Consider the following 24,084-nt stretch of genomic DNA (forward strand, 5'->3'; position numbering starts at 1 on the left):
CCGAGAGCCCGCTGCCGCTCGGTGGGGGTGGGCCGTGGCCGCCGTCGTGGCGGTGCTGGCGTTCGCGGTGCGGTGGCACCTCGTCGGGGGCTCGGCCGGGGTCGGCGCGTACCGCGGGTACGACGACGGCGTGTACTTCTCGGCGGCGGTGGCGTTCGTGCACGGCCGCCTGCCCTACCGGGACTTCCTGCTGCTGCACCCGCCCGGCTCGATGCTCGCCCTGACGCCCTTCGCAGGGCTCACCGCGTGGACGAGCGACGACCACGCCCTGGTCGCCGCGCGCGTCGGCGTCATGCTCGTCGGCGCGGCGAACGCCGTGCTCGTGACGCGCGTCGCGCGCCGGTGGGGCGCGACGGCCGCGGTCGTGGGCGGCCTCCTGTACGCGGCGTCCTACGCCGCGGCATGGGCCGAGCGACTCACGCTGCTCGAGCCCCTGGGCTCCCTGTGCCTGCTCGGCGGGGTCGTGCTGCTGCTCCGGGGCCTGGACGCACGCCGGGAGGGCACCGGCCGCGGGCGTCTCTGGGCGTGGGCGGGCGGTGCCGTCCTCGGGCTCGGTGCGACCGTCAAGATCTGGGGCGTCGTGCCGCTGGTCGTGGTGCTCCTCTGGCTCCTGGTCGTCGCCGGGTGGCGCACCGCCGCCCGCGCCGCCGCGGGCGCCATCGTCGCGCTGGCGACGGTGCTGCTGCCGTTCCTCCTCGCCGCGGGCTCGGACATGGTCCGCATGGTGGTGCTCACCCAGCTCGGCCGGCCGCGGGAGCCGACGGACCTCGAGCAGCGGCTCGTGTGGATCACGGGGACGGGCGGTCTCGACGAGCTCGTGTCGCACCGGGCCCAGGTCGCGGCCGTCTGGACGGTGCTGGTGCTGGTGACCGTCGCGGCGGTCGTCGCCTGGGCCGGACGGCGCGGGCAGCTGTGGGTCGCGCTGCTCGTGGTGCAGGTCGCCGTGCTGCTGGCCGCGCCGTCCGCGTACGCGCAGTACGCCGCCTTCCCGGCGCCGGCCCTGGTCCTCGTCCTGGCGGCGGCGTGCTCGCTGCTGCCACGTCCGGGGCGGGTCGTGGCGGGGACGGCCCTGGGCGCCGGGGCCGGAGCCCTCCTGGTGGCGGCCGTGCTGACCGCGCCCCGCTTCGTGCCCATCCCGACGGCCGAGGTCGCGGCCCGGCTCCCGGACGACGGCTGCGTGCGCGCGGACTCCCCCGGGATGCTCGCCGTCCTCGACGTGCTGAGCCGTGACCTCGAGCGCGGCTGCGAGCTCCCGGTGGACCTGTCGGGGTACACCTACGACCGCGGCGCGCACGACGCCGCCGGCGAGGCCGTCCCGCGCCGTCTGAACCTCGCCTGGCAGGACGAGGCGCTGCGCTACCTGACCTCGGGGACGTCCGCCGTCCTCGTGCGGACGACCGGTGACGGGTTCAGCGACGAGACCTGGCGGACTCTCGACGAGACGACGACGACCGTGCTCGACCGCCCGGGCGTGCGGGTGCTGGTCCCGCACGACGACCCCGGTCGAGCGGGAGGCTGAGCCCGCGGCTACCCGGAGCGGGGCCGCGCACCGTGGCCGCCGCGCGGGGCGGCGGAGGTCCAGGCGGGGGAGAGGGTCACCACGTCGCCGACGACGGTCACGGCCGGCGGGCGGACGCCCGCCTCGCGCGCGCGGTCGGCGATGGTCGCGAGGGTGCCGACGGTCGTGCGCTGCCGCGGGCCGTAGCCGTCCTCCACGACCGCGACCGGCGTCTCGGGCGGACGGCCCTGCGCGACGAGCGCGGCGGCCGTCTCCGCGAGGCGCGAGACGCCCATGAGCAGGACGACCGTGTGGTCGCTCGCGGCGGGGACCTTGCCGACGTCCTCGTGCCCGGTGAGCACGGTGAACCCGCGCGACAGGCCGCGGTGCGTGACAGGGATGCCCGCTGCGGCGGGCACGGAGACGGCGCTCGTCACGCCCGGGACGACCTCGACCGGGATGCCGTGCTCGCGGCACGCCTCGGCCTCCTCGCCCCCGCGCCCGAACACGTAGGGGTCGCCGCCCTTGAGCCGCACGACCCGCCGCCCGACGAGCGCGTGGTGCACGAGGATCCGGTTGATCTCCGACTGCGGCACCGGGTGGTGGCCCGGCGTCTTGCCGACGTCCACGACCTCGACGTCGTCGCCGAGCTCGGCGAGCAGTCCGCGCGGCCCGAGCCGGTCGACCACGACGACGTCCGCCTCCGCGAGGAGGCGACGTCCCCGCACCGAGATCAGCCCGGTGTCGCCGGGGCCGCCACCGACGAGCGCGACGGTCCCCACCGGCCGCACGAGCGGCTCCGAGACGGCCCCGGCGCGGGGGGCGTCGTCGTCGGCCGCGGGGCGCGTGCCCGCCAGGCGGACCGCCCGGAGCGGGAGCTCGCCCGCCTCGAGCAGCGCCGCGACGGCGTCGCGGACGCGCTGGGCGCGGCGCGGGTCCCGGCCCGCGTTGACGGACACCGTGACCTCCGCGGCCGGGGCGCCGCGAGAGGCACCGCCCGGGACGCGCGTGCGTGCCACGGCGGGCACCCACGCGGTCGCGAGGTCCGCGTCGCCCGCGGCGACGCAGAAGACCCGGTCGGCCTCGGCGTCGGCCGCGACCTCGGCGTCCACCCGCGGGTCGCCGGTCGCGGTGTGGACGAGCCACGCGCCGTCGAGGTCACCCGTGAGGTAGTCGCGCCGCACCCACGACAGCGGTGCGCCGTGGTCCGCGGGCGGGGTGACGTGCCCGTGGGCGTCGGCGGCGGGGCCGTGCACCGCGAGCAGCTCCGCGAGGTCCTCGCAGACGAACGGCGCGACGACGGTCACGACGGCGCCCGCGTCGAGGAGCCCGCGCGCGCGCCGCGCCGCGACGGGGCCGCCGCCGACGACGACGGTCCGGCGGCCGTCGAGACGCAGGCCCAGGGGATACGTCTCGTGCTCGGGTGCGGTCACGGGTTCCAGCCTAGATCGCGTACGAGCCGGGCCGGGACGCCGGACGGCGGGCGGCGGCGAGCGCGTCGCCGACCATGCCGGCAGCGAGCGTGCCGCCGTCCTGGCCGTCGACGAGCAGGAACGCGCCCGTCCGCCGGGCCACGACGTACTCCTCGGCGGCGACCGGGGACGCGAGCCGCAGCGTCACGCGGCCGATGTCGTTGAGGTCGAGGCGCTCGGCGGGCTCGAGCTCGGCGGTGTCGAGGTCGAGCCGCCCGACGACGTCGCGCACGACGGCCTGCACCGTGCGGGTCGTGTGCTTGAGGAGCACGCGCGCGCCCGGCAGGAGCGGGCGGTCGCTGAGCCACGCCACGGTGCCCTCGACGTCCTGCGTGACCTCGGGGGCCTCGGCGGCGGACGCGATGAGGTCGCCGCGCGCGACGTCCACGTCGTCGGCGAGGCGGATCGTCACGGACTGCGGCGCGAACGCCTCCGTGAGCACCTCGCCGGACGCGAGCGAGTCGGCCGTGTCGATCCCGACGACGGTCGTGCGGCGCCGGGACGGCAGCACCACGACCTCGTCCCCGACCGTCACGACGCCCGACGCCACCTGCCCGGCGTACCCGCGGTAGTCGCGGTAGCGCTCGTCGGCCGCGGCCTGCGGGCGGATGACGACCTGGACGGGGAAGCGGAAGGCCTCGGCCTCCGGGTCGTCTCCCGTCGGGAGCTCCTCGAGCAGCTCGAGCAGGCTCGGGCCGTCGTACCAGGGCGTGTTGGCGCTCGCCCGGTCCACCACGTTGTCGCCCACGAGCGCGGACACGGGGAGGGTGTGGACGTCGCCGACGCCGAGCGACGTCGCCGCCGCGCGGATGTCCGCCGCGAGCTCCTCGTACCGGGCCTCGCTGTAGTCGACGAGGTCGATCTTGTTGACCGCGACGACCACGTGCGGCACGCGCAGGAGGCTCGCGACCGCGAGGTGGCGGCGCGTCTGCTCGAGCAGGCCCTTGCGCGCGTCGATGAGCAGCACGACGACGTCCGCCGTCGACGCGCCCGTGACGGTGTTGCGCGTGTACTGCACGTGGCCGGGGCAGTCGGCGAGGATGAACGAGCGGCGCGCGGTCGCGAAGTACCGGTACGCCACGTCGATCGTGATGCCCTGCTCGCGCTCGGCGCGCAGGCCGTCCGTGAGGAGCGCGAGGTCGGCCGACTCGAGGCCGCGGTCGCGCGAGACGCGCTCGACGGCGTCGAGCTGGTCCGCGAGCACGGACTTCGAGTCGAAGAGCAGGCGGCCCACGAGCGTGGACTTGCCGTCGTCGACGGAGCCGGCCGTCGCGAGGCGCAGCAGCGTGCCGCGGCGCGCGTCGTCGAGCGGGACGGCCGTGCTCTCGGCGACGGTGCCGGTGCTGGTCTGGGTGCCCATCAGAAGTACCCCTCCTTCTTGCGGTCCTCCATGGCGGCCTCGGAGAGGCGGTCGTCGGCGCGGGTCGCGCCACGCTCGGTGATGCGCGTCGCGGCGACCTCGGCGATGACGTCCTCGACGCCCGCCGCGTCCGACCGCACGGCGCCGGTGCACGACATGTCGCCGACGGTCCGGTAGCGCACCGTCTCCGTGCGCAGCGACGCGGCCTCGGCGTCCGTGCGGGGCTCCGAGTACGGCCCGACGGCGAGCAGCATCCCGTCGCGGTCGAACACCTCGCGCTCGTGCGCGTAGTAGAGCCCCGGGAGCTCGATGCGCTCGCGCGCGATGTAGCGCCACACGTCGAGCTCGGTCCAGTTCGACAGCGGGAAGACGCGCACGTGCTCGCCCGGCCGGTGGCGCCCGTTGTAGAGGTTCCAGAGCTCCGGGCGCTGGTTGCGCGGGTCCCACTGGCCGAACTCGTCGCGCAGCGAGAAGACGCGCTCCTTGGCGCGCGCCTTCTCCTCGTCGCGCCGGCCGCCGCCGAACACGGCGTCGAACTTGTGGCCCGAGATCGCGTCGAGCAGCGGCTGCGTCTGCAGCGGGTTGCGCGTCCCGTCGGCGCGCTCGCGCAGGCGGCCGTCGTCGAGGTAGTCCTGCACGCTCGCGACCTCGAGCCGCAGGCCCAGGCGCTCGGCGGTCGCGTCGCGGTAGGCGAGCACCTCGGGGAAGTTGTGGCCCGTGTCCACGTGCAGCACGGGGAACGGCACCGGGCCGGGCGCGAACGCCTTGACCGCGAGGTGCAGCATCACCACGGAGTCCTTGCCGCCGCTGAACAGCAGCACGGGGCGCTCGAACTCGGCCACCACCTCGCGGACGATGTGGATGCCCTCGCTCTCGAGCGCGTCGAGCTGCGCGAGGCGGCGCCCCCCGGGCAGCGCCGCGCCGGGGACCGGCGCGTCCGCGGAGGCGCCGGCGGGAGCACCGGCGGGGGAGCCCGGTGCGTCGGTCGTCAGGTCGATGGTCGTCATGCCCGTCCTCATACGTGGAGTCCGCACTCTGTCTTGTCGAGCCCCGCCCAGCGGCCGGCCCTCGGGTCCTCGCCCGGCGCGACGCGCCGGGTGCACGGCTGGCAGCCGATCGACGGGTAGCCGTCGTTCAGCAAGGGGTTGAGGATCACCTGGTGCCGCGCGGCGTAGGCGAGCAGGTCGTCGAACGACCAGGCCGCGAGCGGGTTGATCTTCACGAGCCCGTTCTTCTCGTCGAACGTGACGAGGGGGGTGTTCGTCCGGGTCGGCGCCTCGTCGCGGCGCACGCCGGTGACCCACACCTCGTAGCCCGCGAGCGTGCGGTGCAGCGGCTCGACCTTGCGCATCTGGCAGCACAGCGCCGGGTCGCGCGAGAACAGGTCCGTGCCGTGGGCGGCGTCCTGCTGGGCGACCGTGAGCTCGGGCCGGACATCGACGATCGTCACGTCCATCTGCTGCTCGACGGCGTCCCGCGTGCCGACCGTCTCGGCGAAGTGGTACCCCGTGTCGAGGAAGAGCACGTCGACCCAGGGGACCTGCGCCGCCACGACGTGGGGCAGCACGGCGTCGGCCATGGAGCACGCCACCGCGACCGACGTCCCGAACTCGCGCGCCGCCCAGGCGATGACCTCCTCCGCGGTCGCCTCGGGGCGCGTGGCGCCCGCGACGCCGGGCGTGCCCGCGCCGTGCAGCAGCTCCTCGCCGCGCCGGGCGATCTCGCGCAGCTCGTCGAGGGACCGCTTGGGCCTGCCGTGCCGCGCGCGCTCCGCGTGGTGCGCCGCCTTGGCGCTCTCGCGCTGCTCGGCCTTCGCCCGCGCCGCGGCACGCAGCGCGGCCAGCGGGTCGGACGTCGTCGTGGCCTGGTCCTCGCTCACTGGAGCGCCTCCTCGTCCGCGCGGTGCGCCCACTGCGCGAAGGTCTCGGTCCCGTCCTTCTCCGCCTCGTACCGGTGCACGACGCGCTCGACGTAGTCGGCGATCTGCGTCGCGGGCACCTTGAGGCCGCGCACCGTGCGGCCCAGGCCGCCCTCGTCGCGGCCCGTGCCGACGAGGCCGCCGCCGAGGTGCACCTGGTACCCGGGCATCTGCTCCCCGTCGACGGTGATGATCTGGCCCTTGAGGCCGATGTCCGCCGTCTGGATGCGCGCGCACGAGTTGGGGCAGCCGTTGATGTTGAGGTCGAGCGGCCGCTCGACCAGCGACGGGACGTCGGCGAGGCGCTCCTCGAGCTCGCCGATGACGCGCGCCGCCGTGTCCTTGGTGTCGACGATCGCGAGCTTGCAGAACTCGATGCCCGTGCACGCCATGGTCGAGCGGCGGAACGGGCTCGGCCGGGCGGTGAGCCCGAGCGGCTCGAGGCCCGCGACGAGCTCGTCCACGCCCTCGGGCGGGACCCCCAGGACGACCAGCTTCTGGTGCGCCGTGAGGCGCACGGACCGGGCGCCGACCTTCTCCACCAGGTCCGCGAGCCCCGTGAGCGTGCTGCCGCCCACGCGCCCCACGACCGGGGCGGCCCCGACGTAGTAGTTCCCGTCCTTCTGCAGGTGCACGCCCACGTGGTCGCCCGGACCGGTCGCCGGCGCGGGCGCGGGGCCGTCGGCGAGGCGGTAGCCCAGGTACTCGCTCTCGAGCACCTCGCGGAACTTCTCCGTTCCCCAGTCGGCGAGCAGGAACTTCAGGCGCGCCTTGTTGCGCAGCCGGCGGTAGCCGTAGTCGCGGAAGATCCGCACGACGCCGTGCCACACGTCGGCCGCCTGCTCCTCGGTGACGAAGGCGCCCAGGCGCTCGCCGAGCCGCGGGGTCGTCGAGAGGGCGCCGCCGACCCAGAGGTCGTAGCCCGGGCCGAGCTCGGGGTGCACGACGCCGACGAGCGACACGTCGTTGATCTCGTGCACGACGTCGAGGCTGGGGTGGCCGGTGACGGCGGTCTTGAACTTGCGCGGCAGGTTCGCGAGCTCCGGGTCGCCGATGTACCGCCGCTTGATCTCGAGGATCACGGGCGTCGGGTCGATGATCTCGTCCGCCGCGATGCCCGCGACGGGGCTGCCGAGGAAGCCGCGCGGGGTGTCACCGCAGGCCGTCGTCGTCTCGAGGCCGACGGTCGCGAGGCGGTCCCAGATCTCGGGGACGGACTCGATCTCGATCCAGTGGTACTGGATGTTCTGCCGGTCGGTGATGTCGGCCGACCCCCGCGCGAAGTCGCGCGAGATGCCGCCGAGGACGCGCAGCGCGCGCACGTCCAGCTCCTGGCCGTCCGAGCGGACGCGGAGCATGAAGTACCTGTCCTCGAGCTCGTTCGGCTCGAGCGTCGCGGTCTTGCCCCCGTCGATCCCGGGCTTGCGCTGGGTGTACAGCCCCCACCACCGGAAGCGGCCGTGCAGGTCGTCGCCGGGGATGGAGTCGAAGCCCTCGCGGGCGTAGATCGTCTCGATGCGCTCGCGCACGTCGAGGCCGTTGCCCGCGCGCTTGAGCTCCTCGTTGGCGTTGAGCGGCTCGGTGCCGTCCACCTTCCACTGCCCGTTCGGGCGGGCGGCGCGCGCCGGCCGTGCGGCGCGCTCGCCGGCGGGACGACCAGGTCGCGCGGTGGCGTCCTCGGTGGTCTCCGGCGCAGTCGTGGCCTGCGTCATCGGGGTTCCTCGTGTCCTCGTTCGGGGGCGGGGACGCGCGACGGCGAGCGCTCAGCGAGGGTGCGAGTGGCTGAGGACCGACGGCGCGCGCCGGTTCTCAGGGTTTCTCCGGGGAGAGGGGCGAGCCTGCGGGCTCGCGCTGAGTCGGGCGCGGTTCAGCGACAACAGCTGAGACACGTGTGCGCGCACGCCGGCATCCCGTGACGCGAGGTCACGAGGAGGGTGCGGGCTGCCGTGGTCATGCGCAGAACGATAGCCGCGGTCCAGCGTGGTGGACACCCCTCGTCCGTATGGTGGGAAAACGGAAAATACTAGACTGGTCGAGTCCAGTTTGTCGAGCGGTTCGGGCCCCTCGGCCGGCTGCCGGAAGAGGGGTCGGTGCGACCGGGCTCACCTTGTGCAAAGTTTCACGACAGCGGCGTCAGCAAATAGGATGGCGCCATGGAGTTCCTCTACAACGTCTTCGTCGCGCTGCACTTCATCGGGTGGGCCATCGTCCTCGGCGGCTACCTCGCGTCCCTGCGCTCGCCGGGCCTGTACAAGGGCGTCTTCCACGGCGCGCTCACCGCGCTCGTCGCGGGGATCGCCATGGTCGGCATCGGCGAGGCGTCGGTCTGGGGTGACGGCGGCCCGGACATGGCCAAGATCGGCGTCAAGCTGGTCATCGCCCTGGTCATCGCCGTCCTGGCGTTCGTCGCCAAGCGCCAGGGGGCCAAGGCGGCCGACGGCGCCGTGGCGCCGGGCGTCAAGCACGCCATCGGGGGTCTGACCCTCGTGAACATCCTCGTCGCGGTCTTCTGGAACTGACCGCAGCGACCCGGCCGGGGCCCGTCGACGGATCGTCCGTCGGCGGGCCTCCGTCGTCCCCGAGGTGTTGACGGAAAACTAGGTGCATGGTCCACTAGTCGCATGGTCCTCCGCTACCTCGTGCTCGGTCTCCTCACGGTCCGGCCCATGACGGGCTACGACCTCAAGCGCGCGTTCGACTCCTCCGTGCGCCACTTCTGGGCGGCCGACCGCTCGCAGCTCTACCGCACCCTCGCCGCGATCGTGGACGCCGGGCTCGCCGAGGTGGAGGTGGTGCCCCAGGAGAGCTACCCGGACCGCAAGGTCCACACGATCACCGACGCCGGCCGCGCGGCGCTGCGCGACTGGCTCGCCTCGCCGCTGCGGCCCGAGGACCCGCGCGAGCCCTTCCTCGGGCGGCTGTTCTTCGCCGACCAGCTCGACGACGAGGGCGTCGCGGCGCTGCTCGCGTCCCGGCGGACCCTGGCCGAGGAGACGGTCGCGGCGCTCACCGCCGAGGAGGAGCGGGTCGCGGCGGTCCTCGCGAGCGGCGGCCCCGACGCGGACCGCGTGCGCGGCACGCGCGGCCTCGCCCTCCGGCTCGCGACGCTGCGCCACGGTCTCGCGCACGCCCGGACCGAGCTCGCGTGGCTCGACGAGACCGAGCGCGAGGTGCTCCCGTGAGCCTGCCGGACGTCGTCGTGCACCATCCCGCGAGCAGCCCGGGCGCGCCGGGCGCCGGCTCGGTCTCCGTCGTCCTGCTGCACGGGGGCACCGTGGCGTCGTGGATGTGGGAGCCGCAGGTCGAGGCGCTCGACGACCTCGACGTGTGGACGCCCGACCTGCTCGGCTTCGGGAGCCGCGGGGACGAGGTCCCGGCGTCGCTCGACGCGGTCGTCGACGACGTCGCCGCGACGGTCTCCGCGCTCCCCGCCGGGCGGGAGGTGCACGTCGTCGGGCTGTCGCTCGGCGGGATCGTCGCGCTGCACCTCGCCGCGCGGCACCCCGGCCTCGTGCGCTCCGTCCTGGCGTCGGGCGCGGTGGTCGACGGCGTGCCCGGGCTCGCCGGCGCGCTCGGCCGCGCGCAGCTCCGGGTCTGGGACCGGCGCTGGTACTGGCGCGGCCAGGCCGTCGCCACCGGGATCCCCGCGGAGTCCCGTGACCTGTTCGTGCGCTCGGGTCTCGCGATCCGCCGCGAGACCATGGCGCGGCTGCTGGCCGACGTCTACGGCGGGCGCTGGCCCGACGGCCTCGCGGAGTCCGGGGCCCGCGTGCTCGCCGTCGCGGGCGGCCGCGACCTCCGCCCCGCCCGCAGCGCGCTGGCGACGATCGAGCGCCGCGTCCCGGGCGCCGTCGTGCGCCTGGCGCCCGGGATGCACCACCAGTGGAGCGCGGAGGACCCGGACCTGTTCAGCGCGATGATCCGGTCGTGGGTGCTCGACGGCGTCGCGCACCCACGGCTGGTGCCGCTCGCGGGGCGTGCGTAGCGCGCGCGACGTGCGAGGGTTTCCCCCGTGAGCGTCGGTGGAGAGGTCCTCGTCGGGCTGGCGATCCTGGTCGGGCTGGTCGGGATCGTCGTGCAGGTCCTGCCCGGGAACGTGCTCGTGCTCGGCGCGGTCCTCGTGTGGGCGATCGTCACGGGCGGCACCGCCGCGTGGGTGGTCTTCGCGGTCGCCGCGGTGCTCGTGGTCGCCGCCGAGGTGTCGCAGTACGTCCTCGCGGGCCGCCACATGCGCCGGGCGGAGGTCCCCTGGTCGACCCTCGTGTGGGGCGGGGTCGCGGGCGTCGTCGGGTTCTTCGTGATCCCCGTGATCGGGCTCTTCATCGGCTTCGTGCTCGCGGTGTTCGTCGCGGAGCTCCTGCGCCGCCGCGACCGCCGCGCCGCGTGGCGCGCGACCGTCGCCGCGATGCAGGCGACCGGCATCACGATCCTCGTGCAGCTCCTGGGCGGCCTCCTCGCGGCGGCGACGTGGGGTGTCGGGCTCGCGATCACCTGACGACGGGCGAGAATCCTGCCCATGCGCTACTTCGCCACGCGGGCCACGTCCGTCGACGTGCGGCTCGCGAGCACCCAGGACGCCGAGAACGAGGCTGCAGAGGCTCGCGCGAGCCTCGAACGCCTGGGCGAGGACCCCGACCTGTGGCTCTCCCGAGCGCTCGGCGGGACGCCCGAGTCCGCCGCGCGCCGCGAGGAGGACCGGCGGAGCGCGGACGACGCCGAGGCCGCCGCCCGGGAAGACCTCGCCGGGGTCCGACGGCAGGCGGTCTCGGATGCGCGCGACGCGTGGGCCGCCGCCGACCAGTACTTCGCCCCGGTGCTCTTCCAGCCGGTCTCGCGGGACGGCGAACGCTGGGAGCGTGCTCTGCACGAGATCGCTGAGATCGGCTGGCGCCTGCAGTCGTGGCAGGTGGTCGGACCGGCACCGGAACCGTTCGGGTCGAGGGTGACCCTGATCCAGACCCTCTCCGTCCGGTGACGCCGTTCCGGTCGGCACCCCGTACCGACACCGTGGGACCCGTCGCGGCGGCTTCGGATGTGGGCGGGGGCGCCTAGGCTTGAGGGGCTATGGCTTCGCTCTTCGAGAACCTCCCGCTGCCCGGCCTCGACACGCTGTTCGACGGCCCGCGTGTCGACCATGGCGGCGAGTCCCGCCTCCCGCGGACCGCCCCGCGCTGGACCGACGACCCGGCCGTTCCCGACGGCGCGGGCTCGCCCGCCGGCGACGGCGCGCCGTCGGGCTCCGCGTCGGGCCGGGTGCCCGGCGAGCGCCGCGGGCGGTACGCCCACCTCGACCCCGACGCGCTGCTCGACGGGCTGAACCCGCAGCAGCGCGAGGCCGTCGTGCACGCGGGCGGGCCGCTGCTCATCGTCGCGGGCGCCGGGTCGGGCAAGACGCGCGTGCTCACGCACCGCATCGCGCACCTGCTCGCGACGCGCCGGTCGAACGCCGGGCAGATCCTCGCCATCACGTTCACCAACAAGGCCGCGGCGGAGATGCGCGAGCGCGTGGAGGCGCTCGTCGGACCGTCGGCGCGGAACATGTGGGTCTCGACGTTCCACTCCGCGTGCGTGCGCATCCTGCGGCGCGAGGCCAAGACGCTCGGGCTCCGGTCGAGCTTCTCGATCTACGACGCCGCGGACTCGCAGCGGCTCATCACGCTCGTCACGCGCGAGCTCGACCTGGACCCCAAGAAGTACCCGGCGCGCTCGCTCGCCAACAAGATCTCGGACCTCAAGAACGAGCTCATCGACCCCGAGACCTACGCGCGCGACTCCGGCGCCCACGCGACGGACGACGGCCTCGCGGCGCGGGGCGGACAGCACGGCGCGAGCGTGCCCGAGTTCGACCAGGTGCTCGCCGACGTCTACACGCGCTACCAGGCGCGGCTCGTCGCGGCGAGCGCGCTCGACTTCGACGACATCATCATGACGACGGTCAACCTGCTCCAGGCGTTCCCGGCCGTCGCGGAGCACTACCGCCGCCGGTTCCGGCACGTGCTCGTCGACGAGTACCAGGACACCAACCACGCGCAGTACGTGCTCGTGCGCGAGCTCGCGGGCGTCGGCGAGGACTCCGCCGCGACCGACGCCGCGACGAGCGGGACGGGCGAGGCGCAGGTGCCCGCGCTCGACCCCGCCGAGCTCACCGTCGTCGGCGACGCGGACCAGTCGATCTACGCGTTCCGCGGCGCCACGATCCGCAACATCCTCGAGTTCGAGGCCGACTACCCGGACGCCCGCACGATCCTGCTCGAGCAGAACTACCGCTCGACCCAGAACATCCTGTCCGCCGCCAACGCCGTGATCTCGCGCAACCCCGACCGCAAGCCGAAGCGCCTGTGGACCGACTCGGGCGCGGGCGCCAAGGTCATCGGCTACGTCGCGGACAACGAGCACGAGGAGGCGCGGTTCGTCGCGGAGGAGATCGACCGCCTCGGCGACTCCGACGGCGTGCGCCCCGGCGACGTCGCCGTGTTCTACCGGACCAACGCCCAGTCCCGCGCGCTGGAGGAGGTGCTCATCCGCGTCGGCCTGCCGTACAAGGTCGTCGGCGGCACGCGCTTCTACGAGCGCCGCGAGGTCAAGGACGCGGTCGCGTACCTGCGCGCGATCGACAACCTCGACGACGACGTGAACCTGCGGCGCGTGCTCAACACGCCCAAGCGCGGTCTGGGGGACCGGGCCGAGGGGGCGGTCGCGGCGCTCGCGGACCGCGAGCGCATCTCGTTCGGCGCGGCGCTCGCCCGGATCGACGAGATCCCCGGGCTGACCAACCGCACGCTCAACCCGCTGCGCGCGTTCGTCGAGCTCATGACCGGGCTGCGCGAGCTCGCGGAGTCCGGCGCGACGCCGTCGGACGTCCTCGGCGCGGTCCTCGACCGCACCGGGTACCTCGCCGAGCTCCGCGCGAGCGACGACCCGCAGGACGCCACGCGCGTCGAGAACCTCGCCGAGCTGCACGCCGTCGCGACCGAGTTCACCGAGCTCGACCCCGAGGGCACGCTGTCCGACTTCCTCGAGCGTGTGTCGCTCGTCGCCGACGCGGACCAGATCCCCGCGGAGGACGTGGCCGACGGCGAGAGCGAGGGCGCGGAGAAGGAGGACCCCGGCGTCGTCACGCTCATGACGCTCCACACCGCCAAGGGGCTCGAGTTCCCGGTCGTGTTCCTCACCGGCATGGAGGACGGCACGTTCCCGCACATGCGGTCCCTGCACGACGACGCCGAGCTCGCCGAGGAGCGCCGCCTCGCCTACGTGGGCATCACCCGCGCGCGCGAGCGGCTCTACGTCTCGCGGTCCGCGGTGCGGTCGGCGTGGGGGATGGCGAACGAGTTCCCGCCGAGCCGGTTCCTCGAGGAGATCCCCGAGGAGCTGTGGGACTGGCGGCGGCGCGAGTCGTCGATGGCGACGCTGCGTGCGGGCGGGTCGGTCTGGGGCCGCGGCTCGGGGTCGTGGTCCGGTTCGCGGTCGGGGTTCGGGTCGGGGGCGCGGTCAGGGGCCGACGACGACGGGTCTACCATCCGCGGCCCTCGTTCCTCGGGCCGCTCCCGCCAGACCCGCCACGACCCGTCGTCGTCGGCCCCTGCCCGCGCCGCGTTCGGCTCGCCGGCCGGTGGGGCGAAGTTCGGGTCGGCGACGCCGCGGGCCGACGGGGACGTGCCGAACCTCGCAGTCGGGGACAAGGTGACCCACGACGCCTACGGGCTGGGGACCGTCGTCGCGCTCGAGGGCGCTGGCCCGAACGCGGTCGCGAAGATCGACTTCGGGGCCGACGGGACCAAGCGCCTCCTGCTGCGCTACTCGCCGGTGACCAAGCTCTGAGAGCGCCTCGGCGCCGAGACGGCGACCACTGACCGAGGTAGTGACGTACCGGGTGCCGTGCACCGGGCTCTGAGCCGGGGGCCGCTCTCTCGGCGTGCGGGGGCTCGACCGCCGAGTCAGCCGATCGTGCCCAGGGCGCGGTAGGCGAGGACGAACGCTGCCGCCACGACGGCGGTGCCCCCGACGGCGGTCGCGACCGGCAGCGCTCCGCGGAGCCGGCGCGCGAGCATGCCGCCGAGCAGGACGAGCGCGACGACACCGATCGTGACCCAGTAGGTGGCGCCCGTCGTCTCGACGACGGTCGTGAGCCCGTAGACGGACTCGCCGACCCCGATGCCGGCGAGCACGGCGGTGCCGAGGGCGGCGTGGGTGCCGGTCCGCCACAGCCATGCCGCCGCGATGCCGACGAACGGGCCGACGACGACGCCGACGACCCCGAACGTCGTCGGGTCGTAGAAGTACCCGCGGAGGTCGGCTGCGACGGCATAGCCCAGGGTGAGCAGCACGAAGCTCGCGGCGCCCAGCACGGCGGCGTGCCACGTCCGGGCGCGCGGGTCGCGTGCCGACCAGGCGACCAGCAGCGCGGTGAGCAGCGTCCAGCCGCTCGCCGAGTTCGCGAACGGCGCCGCGGCGTCGGGCAGGAACCCCTGGGCGTACGACGTCAGGCCGCCCAGCAGGAAGCTCGCGACGAGGACGACGGCACCGCGCCGCCACGGGTGACCGGGCGACGTGGTGACCCGGACGGGTCGGGTCGGTGCCGACGGGCGGTCGTCGGCGCGGTCGGGGGGCGAGGTCGTCTCGGGCACGCCACGACGCTAGGCGGCCCGGGCCCGCCTGGCGTCACCCCGTCGTCGGGCACCGGGGCGAGAGGCGTCCTACCGTGGCAGGACGACCGAGCCCCGAGGAGCCTCCCGTGACCCAGCCGGCCGCCCGTCCCGCCCCCGCGCCCGCCCCCTGGCCCGACCTCGACGTGCGGCGGTGGGAGCCGACCCGTCGGCCGCTCCACCTGTTCACCCAGGTGGTCGGCAAGGTCGTGCTCGACCTCACGCCGTTCGTGAACCACTGGTGGAACGTCGCGTTCTCCGTGACGTCGCGCGGGTTCGTCACGCCGGTGATGCAGGTCGGCGACCGCGCGCTCGACGTCGAGATCGACCTGGTGGCGGAGCACGTCGTGTTCCGCACGTCCGACGGGAGCACCGAGACGATCGCGCTGGGCCCGATGTCCGTCGCCGACTTCTACGCGCGGACGCTCGCGTGCCTCGCCCGTCTCGACGTGGCCGTGCGCGTGTGGTCGACCCCGCGCGAGATCCCCGACCTGGTGCCGTTCGAGCAGGACACCGCGGTCGGGGAGTGGGACGGCGACCTCACGCGCACGTGGCTCGCGACCGTGCAGCGGGTCGCGGCGGTGATGGAGCGGTTCCGCTCCGGGTTCTACGGCAAGTCGAGCGGTTCGCGCTTCTACTGGGGCGCGTTCGACCTGGGGCTCACGCTGTTCAACGGGCGGCCCTCCCACCAGCCGGACGACGTCGAGCCCATCTACCGCTACGCGGAGAACGCGGAGAACGTCGCGGTCGGCTACTGGCCCGGAGACCCGACGACGCACGCCGACCAGGTCTACGCGTACGCGTACCCGCAGCCGCCGGGGGTGACGGAGCTCGACCTCACGCCGGGGTACTGGGACCCCGGTCCCGCCGGGCTGAGCGCCGGGGGCCGGTCGGCCCTATCGGGTCAGGACGCCTTGCGGTGCCCTGCGGCGAGCGCGGCGCGCAGGCCCGCGACGTCGGACCCCGCCGCGGTGAGCGCGTCGACCAGCGCGCGGTGCGCCGTCGAGCCCTTCGCGCGCGCGACCGCGGCGAGCACGTGGCCCGAGTCGATGGTGCGGGAGCCCGCGTGCACCGCCTCGCGCAGCGAGAGCTCGAGCGCCTTCTTCGCCTCGGGCGTGAACGGGATGTGGGAGCGGCGGTTCCGCCGCCCGCGGCGGCGCTCGTCGTCGCCCGCGCGGTCGAGCGCTCCCGGCCCGAAGGCCGCGTCGGTGCGCGCGCGGATCTCGTCGAGGTCGATCCCGAGGGCGGCGAGCGCCGGGCCGTCGAGCGTGTCGTGGCGGCGCGCGGAGTCGACCTGGCGCTCGAGGTCGTCGGCGTCGACGCCGGCCGCGGCGAGGGCGACCGCGCCCGCGCCGCCGTCCTGGCGGGCGAGGGAGAGGAGCAGGTGCACGGCGTCGATGGCGTCGTCGCCGCGGGAGCGGGCGACCTCCTGGGCGCCGACCACCGTGTCGCGGGCGTCGGCGGCGAATCGTTCGAACATGTCATGACCTCCTGGTGGTTCGGGACGCGCCGTACTTCTTGTGCACGGCCTGGCGGGTGACGCCGAGGCGGTCGGCGATCTCCTGCCACGACCAGCCGAGCGCTCGGGCGTGCTCGACCTGCAGCGCCTCGAGGCGCTCGGCGAGCACGCGCAGCGACCGCACGGCGCGCAGCCCCGTGTCGGGGTCGGTGCTGCTCGCGGCGTCCATGTCGACGGGTTCCATGGGTGTCAATCTAGGTTGACAACGGTCATCGTGTCAATGCGGGTTGACGCGCGGTGGTGCGTGGGCGCGTCGCCGGGACGGCGCGCGCGGTCCGCTAGGGTCGTGGCGCCGAGCCGGCGTCCCGGGGGCGCGGGGGCACCGACGACGGAAGAGGAGCAGATGCACCAGCGGTCCATCACGCCCGGGGGACGCGCGCGCCGCACGCTCCTGGCGGTCATGGCAGGCGTGACGACGGCGACGCTCGTCGCGGGGTGCGTGACGATCAGCCCGGAGGAGCCTGCCGGGGCGTCGCCGGCGCCGGTCGATGCCGCGACACCCGCCCGGTCCACGGACCCCACGCCGGTCGTGGTCGAGGGCCACGTCCGCGGCGTCGACGTCGCGGCGAAGGTCGGGCCGGTCGCCGTCGACGGCGACCTCGCGGTGCTCCGTGTCGAGGTCGAGGCCACCGGAGGCGACGAGGCGGTGATGGCGGGTTTCGTGTTCGCCAACCGGGCCCTCACCCGGGAGGACTCGTTCGACGGCGTGCGCCTCGTCGACCTGGAGGCCGGCGTGGTGCGGGAAGCGGCGCGGACCTCGGACGGGGTCGCCCTGGCGTCTCTCGGTGAGGAGTACATGCTCTCGCCCGGGCGGGAGCCCGTCGTCGGTCACGTCGCGTTCGACGCCCCGACCACGGCCACCACCGCGGTGCTCGTCCCGGCGGTGGGACTGGTCGAGGGTGTGCCCGTGGTCGAGGTCGCCGACGCGGGCGGTCTGACAGTCCCGCTCGACGAGCTCGCGCCGGGCGGCCTCGCGGACGTCGTCGCGCCCTCCGCCTACCTCGAGACGTTCAGCACGACGGCCGACGACGCCGTGCGCACGCGCGACGCGCACGACGTGGTGAGCGTCGTCGTCGACTCCGACGTCCTCTTCGACGTCGACTCGGCCGTGATCGGCCCGGGCGCGGACAGGGCACTCGACGCCGTCGTCGCGCAGCTCGCGCTCGCAGCCGACGGCGACCTGGTCGTCGTCGGGCACACCGACGACCAGGGTGAGGAAGCCGTGAACCAGGAGCTCTCGGAGCGGCGCGCGCGGGCCGTCGCGGACCGGCTGGCCGAGATCGCCGACCTGGGCCGCTTCGACGTCCAGGTCGAGGGGCGTGGCGCGAGCGAGCCCGTGACGACGGAGTCGACCGACGAGGCGCGCGCGCTCAACCGCCGGGTGACCGTCGAGTTCACGCCCGCCGCGGACGCCGCGGTGGTCGAGGCGCCGTCGGCCGACGGCCTCGTCGCCTCGGAGGGTCCGACGATCCGAGGGCTGGGCGGCGCTGTCGTCCTCCACGACGACGGCATCGGCGGGATCCAACGCCTGCACGTCGAGCTGGTCGAGGTGCGGCGCGCCGGCCGGTGCCTGGTGGGCGAGCTGGCCGTGCGCAACGATGGTCCGGAGCAGGCGTCGTTCGTCAGCGTCCTCGGCTCCGTCCGGGACGGCCGGGGTGAGCTCGGTCAGGGCTTGCTCGGGGCGAGCAACGTGACCCTGCTCGACGGCGGGGTGCGGGTCTATCCCGTCGACTACCTCGTCGACCAGGACTTCTACGAGCACCAGGTCCGCAACGTCCTCGCCGACGCCTCCGTGGGCTCGCTGGCGTCGGGGACGACGTCGACCGTGAGCGTGGTCTGGCCGGATCTCGGCTTCGACACGGTCGTCGTGGACGTCCCCGAAGGCTCGACGTCGGTCACCGACGGCAGCACGCCCATCCGGTTCGTGGACGTCCCGGTCTCGGGCTGAGCCCCCGTCGTCCCTCGTTGCCCGCCGACCGTGCCCGCGAGGGCCGCCCGCGTGACGAACGGAACACGCGGCACCGCGCGCGGTCGCGGCCGACCGATAGGAGCCCCGGGCTTCCCGGGCTACCCTGTACGGGGATGTCTTGATGTCGAGACATCGGTCATGCCGCACACGGCGCATCAGACGGAAGGACGCAGCAGGGTGGACCTGTTCGAATACCAGGCGCGCGACATCTTCGAGAAGCACGGCGTGCCCGTGCTGGGCGGGGTCGTCGCGACGACGCCCGAGGAGGCCCGCGCGGGCGCCGAGAAGCTCGGCGGCGGCACCGTGGTCGTCAAGGCCCAGGTGAAGACCGGCGGCCGCGGCAAGGCCGGCGGCGTCAAGCTCGCCCACTCGCCCGAGGAGACCGCCGAGAAGGCGTCCGAGATCCTCGGCATGGACATCAAGGGCCACACGGTCCACCGCGTCATGGTCGCCCAGGGCGCCAAGATCGCCGAGGAGTTCTACTTCTCGGTGCTCCTCGACCGGTCGAACCGCAACTACCTCGCCATGTGCTCCGTCGAGGGCGGCATGGAGATCGAGCAGCTCGCGGTCGAGCGCCCCGAGGCGCTCGCCAAGGTCGCCGTCGACCCGATCGTGGGCATCGACGAGGCCAAGGCGCAGGAGATCGTCGACGCCGCCGGTTTCGCCGAGGAGCTCAAGGCCCCGGTCGCGGCGGTCATCCAGAAGCTCTGGACCGTCTTCACGGCGGAGGACGCGACGCTCGTCGAGGTGAACCCGCTCGTCCGCACCGAGGACGGCTCGATCATCGCGCTCGACGGCAAGGTCACGCTGGACGACAACGCGTCGGAGGTCCGTCACCCGGACCACGAGGCGCTGGAGGACAAGGAGTCGACCGACCCGCTCGAGGCGAAGGCCAAGGCGAACGGCCTCAACTACGTCAAGCTCGACGGCGAGGTTGGCATCATCGGCAACGGCGCGGGGCTCGTCATGAGCACGCTCGACGTCGTCGCGTACGCGGGCGAGGCCCACGGCGGCGTGAAGCCGGCCAACTTCCTCGACATCGGTGGCGGCGCCAACGCGCAGGTCATGGCGAACGGCCTCGACGTGATCCTCAACGACCCGCAGGTCAAGTCGGTGTTCGTCAACGTCTTCGGCGGCATCACCGCGTGCGACGAGGTCGCCAAGGGCATCGTGGGCGCGCTCGAGATCCTCGGCGACGAGGCCTCCAAGCCGCTCGTCGTGCGCCTCGACGGCAACAACGTGGACCTCGGCCGCGCGATCCTGCGCGAGGCGAACCACCCGCTCGTGACGCTCGCCGAGACCATGGACGGCGGCGCCGACAAGGCTGCCGAGCTGGCCAACGCCTGATCGCCCGACGACGCGGAAAGCTGAGACAGAGAACACCATGTCGATCTACCTGAACTCCGACTCCAAGATCATCGTCCAGGGCATCACCGGCGGGATGGGTGCCAAGCACACCGCCCTCATGCTCGACTCGGGCGCGCAGATCGTCGGCGGCGTCAACGCCCGCAAGGCCGGCACGACCGTCACGCACAAGGACCACGAGGGCAACGACGTCACGCTCCCCGTGTTCGGCACGGTGGCGGAGGCCATGGCCGAGACCGGCGCGAACGTGTCCGTCCTCTTCGTCCCGCCGGCGTTCACCAAGGACGCCGCGATCGAGGCCGTCGACGCCGAGATGCCGCTCATCGTCGTCATCACCGAGGGCGTCCCCGTCCAGGACACGGCCGAGGTCTGGGCCTACCTGCAGGGCAAGAAGACGCGCATGATCGGCCCGAACTGCCCCGGCATCATCACGCCGGGCGAGTCGCTCGCCGGCATCACCCCGCACACCATCACGGGCAAGGGCCCGGTCGGTCTCGTGTCGAAGTCCGGCACGCTGACCTACCAGATGATGTACGAGCTCAAGGACCTCGGGTTCTCGACCGCCATCGGCATCGGTGGCGACCCGATCGTCGGCACCACGCACATCGACGCGCTCGAGGCGTTCGAGAACGACCCCGAGACCAAGGCGATCGTCATGATCGGCGAGATCGGCGGCGACGCCGAGGAGCGTGCCGCGGCCTACATCAAGGACCACGTCACCAAGCCGGTCGTCGGCTACGTCGCGGGCTTCACCGCCCCCGAGGGCAAGACGATGGGCCACGCCGGCGCGATCGTCTCCGGCTCCGCGGGCACCGCGCAGGCCAAGAAGGAGGCCCTCGAGGCCGTCGGCGTCAAGGTCGGCAAGACGCCGTCCGAGACCGCCGCGCTCCTGCGCGAGGTCCTCGCCTGACGCTGGGTCTGCCGTAGGACCCACGACCCGGGTCCACGACCCGACGCCCCGCGACCGGCCGGTCGCGGGGCGTCGTGCGTCCGGCGTCATGGGCCTGGCCGCGCCGGACGTCCCGTCTCAGGCGGCCGGGTCGCGGTCCGCGCTCGGGACCGTGGGTGCCCCCGACGCCGCGAGCCACGCGTCGAGGCGCACCCACTGCGCGTAGAGCCACGCCGCGCGCTCCTCGTCCCCGGCCGGGAGCGCGTCGCGGGGCGTCGCCCAGATCTTGAGCGTGAGCCGCTTGTCCATCGGGAGCTCGCGCCAGATGTCGCGCACCGTGACCAGGCGCTCGAGGCCCGTGTGCGTGACGACCGCCACGCCCGTCGTCGGCGTCGCGTCGAGCGCGGCGAGGAACCCGCCCACGTGCGGCGCCATGACGTGCGGCATCCCCTCGGCGAGGACGGCGAGGTCGCCCTCCCCGGAGGATCGCAGCGCCGCGATGCGCGCGTCGCGGCGGCGCGGCGTGACGTTCCCGCCCTCGGGGAAGAGCAGCACGGCGGAGTCCGGCGCCAGGTCGGTGGCGAGCGCGGCGACCGCCTCGCTGCCCGACGGCGCACCGTGCGGTCGCCGGGAGCGCGGCACCACGAAGTACGCCGGCACGCGGTGCAGCAGGACGTCGATCGCCGGGTCCCACTGGAGCGTGTCCTTGAGGACGACGCGCGGCTCGCGGCCCGCCGCGTTGACGATCCGGTCCATGAGGACGAACGAGTCGCCCGGCCCCGCGTGGCGGCTCACCACGAGCACCGGGGCCCGTCGAGCCCGTCGGCCTCGCTGAGGTCGACGTCGATCCGCAGCCGCAGCGTCCAGCGCACCTGCCAGAAGAGCACCGAGAGCATCGTGCCCGCGAGGCGGACGTGCGCGCGCCGGAACGCCGGGCGGTCCAGGGCCCATCCGAAGCCCGAGCCCACCCAGAGGCCGAACAGCGCGACGAGGGCGGCGGCGTCCCACACGACGTAGAAGCTCGCGAGCCACAGGACGCGCGGCGCGCGCAGGCGACCGGGCAGTGCCCAGCTCACGATGCCGCCGACGAGCAGGACGAGCATGATGCTCGTCGGGACGAGCAGGACCGCGAGGACGACGACCGCCGGCGCGAGCAGCAGCCGGCGGACCCATCGGGGCGGAGGCGGGACGTTCACGCGTCGCCGCCCAGCTCGTCCAGGTAGCGGCGCGCCGCCGCGTACGACGAGGCGGCGCGCGCTCGGGTCGTGTCCAGCCGGCGCGACGACGAGAGCCGGTCGTCGCCGGGGAGCGGCCCGCCGCTCGGCAGGACGTGGACGGTCACGTCGTCGGGGACCTCGGCGAGCTCGCGCGCGAACCGGTGCCGTCGGGAGATCTCGAACGTCACCTTCGCGACCTCCACCGCGGTCCGCGGGGGCCGCAGCGGCTCCTCGATCCGGCCGACCTGGAGCACCCAGACCGTGCGGGCGCCGCGGCGCACGGCCTCGCCTAGCGGGATCGAGGAGACCACGCCGCCGTCGACGTAGTGCTCGTCCCCGATGCGCGTGGGCGGCAGCGCGCCCGGGACGGACGCCGAGGCGAGCACGGCGTCGACGAGCGGGCCGTCGCTGAACCAGCGCTCGGCCGCGCGCTCGATGGACGCTGCGGCGACGACGAGCGGCACGGCGAGGTCGGCGAACGTGGTGCGCTCGCCGAGCACCTGCCGCAGGAGCGCGCGCAGCGGCGCCGGGCTGGCGAGGTGGGTGCGCGTCGTGGCGAGCCGGTGCACCTGGCGGTACCACGCCTCGCCGTAGACCTGCGCCGCCGCAGGCGACGACCAGGCCGACTCGAGGCGGGGGACGACGGCGGGCGTGGGGTCGGCCGCGAGGGCGGCGCCGTTGATCGCGCCGATGGACGTGCCGACGACCAGGTCGGGCGTGATCCCGCGCTCCAGCAGCGCACGCAGCATGCCGATCTGGACCGCGCCGCGCACGCCCCCGCCGCCCAGGACGAACGCGGTCGGGGCGGGCGCCGTCGTCATGGACCGATCGTAGGCGCGGGTAGGCTGGCGCGCCGGGGAAATGCGACAGACCGACCACTCGATCGACGACGATGGGCACCATGAGCACCACCAGCACGACGCGTGGTGCGCGCACGCGCACCGTGGACGGCAGCCCCGCCCCTGCACCGGTCGCGGCCCGGCGCGGGCCGTCGGGCGTGCTCGCCGCGCTCCAGGCGCTCGCGCTGTCGCTCGCGGTCGTGGTGCTGCCCGGCGTCGTGGCCTTCCTCGCGTCGTCCACCGGGTCCTCCGAGGGCTCTGGGTGGGGGCAGTCGGTGACGATCGCCGCCGGGTTCTGGCTCCTCGGGCATGGGGTGCCGCTCGTCGCGAGCGGGACGACGGTCACGCTGGTCCCGCTGGGGCTCACCGCCCTCGCGCTGTTCTGCTGCTTCGCGTCGGCCCGCCGCTCCGCGCACACGACCCTGTCCGCCTGGGTCGCGGGCACCGTGACCTACGCGCTCGCGACGCTCGGCGTCGCGCTCCTCGCCGGGTCCACCCCGCCGTGGGGCCTCGCCGTCGCCGTCGTCGGGGGCGCGCTCGTCGGCGGGCTCGGCCTCGGGGCCGGGATCCTCGCGCGACCCGACGCCCCCCTCGTCGGCGACCTCACGCAACGGCTCGACCGCTGGGTCCCGCCGACGGTCCGGCTGGGCCTGCGCGGCGGGCTGCTGGGCACGAGCCTGCTGGCCGGCGTCTCCGCCGTCGTCGTCGGGGCGTGGCTCGTCGCCGGGCGCGCGACGTCGGGCGACATCGTCGCCGGGCTCGTGCCCGGGACCGTCGGCGGGATCGTCCTCGCCCTCGCACAGCTCGCCGTCCTGCCGAACGTCGTGGCCTGGGCCGGGGCGTGGCTCGTCGGGCCGGGCTTCGCCGTCGGCGAGGGCAGCACGTTCGCGCCGAGCGGCGCGGAGCCGGGCGCGCTGCCCGCGATCCCGCTCCTCGGCGCGCTGCCCGGCGACGACTGGACCAACCCCCTCACGCCCTGGGTGCCCGCGGTCGTCGTCGCCCTCGGGGTCGTGGCCGGGGCGTTCGTCTGGCGCCGCCTGCGCGACGTGACCGGCACCCACCCCGACGACGACGTCCGGTGGCTCGACGTCGCCCTCGCCGTGGGCGGGGTCGCGCTCGGCGCGGGACTCCTCGTCGGGGGCGTGAGCTGGCTCGCGGGCGGAGCCGTCGGGCCCGGGCGCCTCGAGGTCGTCGGCGCCGACGCGCTCGTCGTCGGAGCCCTCGCCGCGGCCGAGATCGGCGGCGGCGCCGCGCTCGCGATCCTCTGGGCGCGCCTCGACGTCCTGGGCCGCCGCCACGGCGACCCCCTCGACGACGAGGCCTGACCTGCCGACGTAGAGCCGCGTTCCGCCGAGGTAGAGCCGTGGTTCAACCTCCGGCCCGCCGGGTGGGG

At 74.6% G+C, this 24,084-nt stretch carries 22 protein-coding genes and 1 pseudogene; 12 read left to right on the top strand and 11 right to left on the bottom strand.

All coding sequences use genetic code 11. The features are described 5' to 3' along the window. Positions 1–34 precede the first annotated feature (34 nt). Positions 35–1,519, top strand: a complete 1,485-nt coding sequence (locus tag ACZ402_RS03685) for a phospholipid carrier-dependent glycosyltransferase (RefSeq protein WP_375825765.1) — start codon at positions 35–37, stop codon at positions 1,517–1,519. Between the two features lie 8 nt (positions 1,520–1,527). On the opposite strand, the gene cobA is transcribed toward ACZ402_RS03685, so the two are convergent. From cobA to ACZ402_RS03710, 5 genes are all read right to left on the bottom strand, one after another. Next, complete coding sequence (gene cobA / locus ACZ402_RS03690; protein ID WP_375825766.1) at positions 1,528–2,931, bottom strand: uroporphyrinogen-III C-methyltransferase; 1,404 nt, start codon at positions 2,929–2,931, stop codon at positions 1,528–1,530. A gap of 10 nt (positions 2,932–2,941) precedes the next feature. Beyond that, positions 2,942–4,330: a sulfate adenylyltransferase subunit 1 gene (locus ACZ402_RS03695; RefSeq protein ID WP_375825767.1), complete on the bottom strand. Its 1,389-nt coding sequence runs from the start codon at positions 4,328–4,330 to the stop codon at positions 2,942–2,944. Beyond that, the gene (cysD, locus tag ACZ402_RS03700) at positions 4,330–5,337 is read right to left on the bottom strand and encodes a sulfate adenylyltransferase subunit CysD (RefSeq protein ID WP_375825768.1); all 1,008 of its coding nucleotides are present in this window, start codon (positions 5,335–5,337) and stop codon (positions 4,330–4,332) included. The genes ACZ402_RS03695 and cysD overlap by 1 nt, the downstream gene beginning before the upstream one ends. An 8-nt stretch (positions 5,338–5,345) precedes the next feature. Next, positions 5,346–6,059: a phosphoadenylyl-sulfate reductase gene (locus ACZ402_RS03705; protein ID WP_375825785.1), complete on the bottom strand. Its 714-nt coding sequence runs from the start codon at positions 6,057–6,059 to the stop codon at positions 5,346–5,348. Positions 6,060–6,205: 146 nt separating this feature from the next. Then, on the bottom strand, positions 6,206–7,960 hold the full coding sequence (locus ACZ402_RS03710; RefSeq protein ID WP_375825769.1) for a nitrite/sulfite reductase: 1,755 nt from the start codon (positions 7,958–7,960) through the stop codon (positions 6,206–6,208). A gap of 441 nt (positions 7,961–8,401) precedes the next feature. Between ACZ402_RS03710 and ACZ402_RS03715 the strand changes: the two genes are divergently transcribed. The 6 genes from ACZ402_RS03715 to pcrA all read left to right on the top strand — a co-directional run bounded on the left by ACZ402_RS03715 (position 8,402) and on the right by pcrA (position 14,069). Continuing rightward, positions 8,402–8,767 carry a hypothetical protein gene (locus ACZ402_RS03715; RefSeq protein ID WP_253050870.1) on the top strand — a complete coding sequence of 122 codons (366 nt, stop codon included), beginning with the start codon at positions 8,402–8,404 and terminating at the stop codon, positions 8,765–8,767. Between the two features lie 102 nt (positions 8,768–8,869). After that, a complete protein-coding gene (locus ACZ402_RS03720; protein ID WP_375825770.1) occupies positions 8,870–9,430 on the top strand; it encodes a PadR family transcriptional regulator in 561 nt (186 codons plus the stop codon). Further along, positions 9,427–10,233: an alpha/beta fold hydrolase gene (locus tag ACZ402_RS03725; RefSeq protein ID WP_375825771.1), complete on the top strand. Its 807-nt coding sequence runs from the start codon at positions 9,427–9,429 to the stop codon at positions 10,231–10,233. Before ACZ402_RS03720 ends, ACZ402_RS03725 begins: the two co-directional genes overlap by 4 nt. A 27-nt stretch (positions 10,234–10,260) precedes the next feature. Beyond that, positions 10,261–10,743, top strand: a complete 483-nt coding sequence (locus ACZ402_RS03730) for a DUF456 domain-containing protein (RefSeq protein WP_375825772.1) — start codon at positions 10,261–10,263, stop codon at positions 10,741–10,743. Positions 10,744–10,764: 21 nt separating this feature from the next. Continuing rightward, positions 10,765–11,223, top strand: a complete 459-nt coding sequence (locus ACZ402_RS03735) for a hypothetical protein (protein ID WP_375825773.1) — start codon at positions 10,765–10,767, stop codon at positions 11,221–11,223. Between the two features lie 89 nt (positions 11,224–11,312). Continuing rightward, positions 11,313–14,069, top strand: coding sequence for a DNA helicase PcrA (gene pcrA, locus ACZ402_RS03740; RefSeq protein WP_375825774.1), 2,757 nt, complete (start codon positions 11,313–11,315; stop codon positions 14,067–14,069). A 116-nt stretch (positions 14,070–14,185) separates the two neighbouring features. Here the strand turns inward: pcrA and ACZ402_RS03745 are convergent, their stop codons facing one another. After that, complete coding sequence (locus tag ACZ402_RS03745) at positions 14,186–14,875, bottom strand: DUF6518 family protein (protein ID WP_375825775.1); 690 nt, start codon at positions 14,873–14,875, stop codon at positions 14,186–14,188. A 107-nt stretch (positions 14,876–14,982) separates the two neighbouring features. On the opposite strand from ACZ402_RS03745, the pseudogene ACZ402_RS03750 reads away from it, so the two are divergent. Then, positions 14,983–15,726 (top strand): annotated as a pseudogene (locus tag ACZ402_RS03750) (DUF5996 family protein); the annotation flags it as partial. Positions 15,727–15,797: 71 nt separating this feature from the next. Here the strand turns inward: ACZ402_RS03750 and ACZ402_RS03755 are convergent. Then, positions 15,798–16,373, bottom strand: a complete 576-nt coding sequence (locus ACZ402_RS03755; protein ID WP_375825786.1) for a Clp protease N-terminal domain-containing protein — start codon at positions 16,371–16,373, stop codon at positions 15,798–15,800. A 1-nt stretch (position 16,374) separates the two neighbouring features. Beyond that, positions 16,375–16,596 carry a helix-turn-helix domain-containing protein gene (locus tag ACZ402_RS03760; protein WP_047233082.1) on the bottom strand — a complete coding sequence of 74 codons (222 nt, stop codon included), beginning with the start codon at positions 16,594–16,596 and terminating at the stop codon, positions 16,375–16,377. Positions 16,597–16,755: 159 nt separating this feature from the next. Between ACZ402_RS03760 and ACZ402_RS03765 the strand changes: the two genes are divergently transcribed. From ACZ402_RS03765 to sucD, 3 genes are all read left to right on the top strand, one after another. Further along, positions 16,756–18,360, top strand: a complete 1,605-nt coding sequence (locus ACZ402_RS03765; protein ID WP_375825777.1) for an OmpA family protein — start codon at positions 16,756–16,758, stop codon at positions 18,358–18,360. Positions 18,361–18,558: 198 nt separating this feature from the next. Further along, a complete protein-coding gene (gene sucC / locus ACZ402_RS03770) occupies positions 18,559–19,728 on the top strand; it encodes an ADP-forming succinate--CoA ligase subunit beta (RefSeq protein WP_204540351.1) in 1,170 nt (389 codons plus the stop codon). Between the two features lie 37 nt (positions 19,729–19,765). Beyond that, the gene (sucD, locus tag ACZ402_RS03775; protein WP_087471388.1) at positions 19,766–20,656 is read left to right on the top strand and encodes a succinate--CoA ligase subunit alpha; all 891 of its coding nucleotides are present in this window, start codon (positions 19,766–19,768) and stop codon (positions 20,654–20,656) included. Between the two features lie 117 nt (positions 20,657–20,773). On the opposite strand, the gene ACZ402_RS03780 is transcribed toward sucD, so the two are convergent. The 3 genes from ACZ402_RS03780 to ACZ402_RS03790 are packed head-to-tail and all read right to left on the bottom strand — an operon-like array spanning position 20,774 to position 22,673. Beyond that, entirely contained in the window at positions 20,774–21,430 is a 657-nt protein-coding gene (locus tag ACZ402_RS03780) for a lysophospholipid acyltransferase family protein (protein WP_375825778.1), read from the bottom strand. After that, positions 21,427–21,831 (bottom strand): hypothetical protein, encoded by a 405-nt coding sequence (locus ACZ402_RS03785; RefSeq protein WP_375825780.1) that lies wholly within the window; start codon positions 21,829–21,831, stop codon positions 21,427–21,429. Before ACZ402_RS03785 ends, ACZ402_RS03780 begins: the two co-directional genes overlap by 4 nt. Beyond that, positions 21,828–22,673 carry a patatin-like phospholipase family protein gene (locus ACZ402_RS03790; protein ID WP_313663491.1) on the bottom strand — a complete coding sequence of 282 codons (846 nt, stop codon included), beginning with the start codon at positions 22,671–22,673 and terminating at the stop codon, positions 21,828–21,830. Before ACZ402_RS03790 ends, ACZ402_RS03785 begins: the two co-directional genes overlap by 4 nt. Positions 22,674–22,753: 80 nt before the next feature. Here ACZ402_RS03790 and ACZ402_RS03795 point away from each other — a divergent pair, with 80 nt between their 5' ends. After that, positions 22,754–24,016 carry a cell division protein PerM gene (locus ACZ402_RS03795; RefSeq protein WP_375825782.1) on the top strand — a complete coding sequence of 421 codons (1,263 nt, stop codon included), beginning with the start codon at positions 22,754–22,756 and terminating at the stop codon, positions 24,014–24,016. Positions 24,017–24,084 lie beyond the last annotated feature (68 nt).

It is taken from the genome of Cellulosimicrobium sp. NPDC030954, assembly GCF_055571305.1.